This window comes from Bacillus pretiosus, assembly GCF_051294775.1.
Classification (GTDB): Bacteria; Bacillota; Bacilli; order Bacillales; family Bacillaceae_G; genus Bacillus_A; species Bacillus_A wiedmannii.
In genome coordinates this window covers 1-308 of the sequence record NZ_JBPPHF010000173.1, presented here as the reverse complement: position 1 = coordinate 308, position 308 = coordinate 1, and the positions used below count along the sequence as shown (strand labels likewise).

Annotated in this window: 1 pseudogene; it reads left to right on the top strand. The window is 36.4% G+C overall.

Annotation, left to right across the window (positions count from 1 at the left end):
- A pseudogene (gene fliH, locus ACSG5Z_RS30370) lies at positions 1–308 on the top strand (FliH/SctL family protein); the annotation flags it as partial.

Below are 308 nucleotides of genomic sequence, written 5' to 3'. Positions count from 1 at the left end.
GGCAAGAACAACAAATGTTAGAACGAGAGCGTCAACAGCTATTACAAGATAAAGAACAATTTCAAATGCATATTCATGAACAAATGGAACTGATGGAAGCAGCACGTATGCAGTTTCAAAAAGAACAACAAGAAACAGCATATGAATGGACAGAGTTATTATGGGATCAATCTTTTCAACTAGCAGAAAAAATCGTGAATCAAGCGGTAGAGTCACGATTGCTTGATGTGTTACCCATTTTAACTGGTATCGTTCAAACGTTGCCTACTTCGTTTGAAAAATTAATCATTACCGTACATCCAGAATCA